This is a genomic window from Jeotgalibaca caeni, from assembly GCF_028863945.1.
Lineage (GTDB): Bacteria > Bacillota > Bacilli > Lactobacillales > Aerococcaceae > Jeotgalibaca > Jeotgalibaca caeni.
Genome location: NZ_JARBEA010000134.1, coordinates 1 through 1,257, shown reverse-complemented (window position 1 = coordinate 1,257; position 1,257 = coordinate 1). Strand labels below are relative to the sequence as shown.

General features: G+C 47.8%; 1 protein-coding gene. It reads right to left on the bottom strand.

The window, feature by feature from the left end; translation table 11 throughout:
• Positions 1 to 71: 71 nt before the first annotated feature.
• On the bottom strand, positions 72 to 1,151 hold the full coding sequence (locus tag PVE40_RS12765) for an IS30 family transposase (RefSeq protein WP_274732313.1): 1,080 nt from the start codon (positions 1,149 to 1,151) through the stop codon (positions 72 to 74).
• Positions 1,152 to 1,257: the final 106 nt, after the last annotated feature.

Sequence of the window (1,257 nt, the reverse complement as noted above, 5' to 3'; positions counted from 1 at the left end):
TTTGGCCCCAGGCCAGCTTTCCAGACATGAAGCCATGTCCCGAGGGAGGATCGTTATCAAGGAATAATGGGTCAAGCCACCAACCGTTCTTGCTTGAATGCCTGGACGAATGTGTCATGTGGTGTCGCATAACCCAAAATTTTCCGCGGGTAATCGTTCATCCAACGCTGGATCCGCAAAATCTGGTTCTCGCTCACCTCACTAATCGGGCTTCCCTTGGGGACGAAACGGCGAATTAATTTGTGCTGGTTTTCGCTCGTCCCACGCTCCCAAGAAGCATAGGGGTGGCTGAAATAGACGTCAGCTACATCTTGCAAAGCATCGTGTAGCCCAGAAAACTCCGAGCCATTGTCGGAGGTAACGGTCTTAAATAATTGATCGAAGTTAGCGCCAGCCCGTTCTCTTAGCTGTTGAACCGCTTGGTCCACCGATTCGGTGTCCTTCCCGTTCAACTTTAGGATGACTTCAAAGCGTGTCTGCCGTTCAGCCAGCGTCAGCAGCACGGCATCCGACTTGGTCTTGTTTCCCACTACCGTGTCGATTTCCCAATGACCGAACGTTTCCCGTGTTTCAACTTCTTTAGGGCGTTCTTCAATTGACGTCCCGAGAACACGCTTGTTGGGACGGTGTCCTGGGCGGACCGCTTTGATTTTACGGGACAGTTTTTCAAGCAAGTCCATGTTCTTTGTTCGCATGATTCCGCGGTCAATCCATTGATAAAGAGCGGTTGTTCCAGGAATGATGGCACAATCGAACAGCTCGTGTTTTCTGGCAAATCCGACCACGACGTCCGGCGACCATTTTTCATTTAACATTTTGTCATCTGCCCAATCAATGAAGGCATTTGTGTTCGCCCATTTGGGGCGTCTGCCACAGTTCAGTCGTTGCTTTTCATAGAAGGCCTGTCCTGCATCAGCGTCATAAACAGAATAGTAGGTGTCATACACTTTTCCATTTTGCGTTTGGCGTTTTAACTGGGTGATGGTTCCGCGATCAATCTCATTGTTTATGGTTTGCGGAACACGTCCCAGCACTTTGGCAACCTGACGGTTGGAATAGCCTTCCTTTTTCAGGATAGCGATTTGGCAACGTTCTGAGTAGGAAAGATGTTTTCCCTTGAGTGAAACTGTGTTATCATGGGTTTGCGTCATGTGAATTCATCCTTGTCTATTGAGAGTTGTGGTAACTTCAATATAACATGGAATTCACGTGGCGTTTTTTTTATTTTAAATGGCTAAGTTCATTATAAAATCCGCC

Excerpts from the sequence above, each read along its gene's own strand:
- PVE40_RS12765 (WP_274732313.1), bottom strand. The coding sequence starts at position 1,151 with ATGACGCAAACCCATGATAACACAGTTTCACTCAAGGGAAAACATCTT.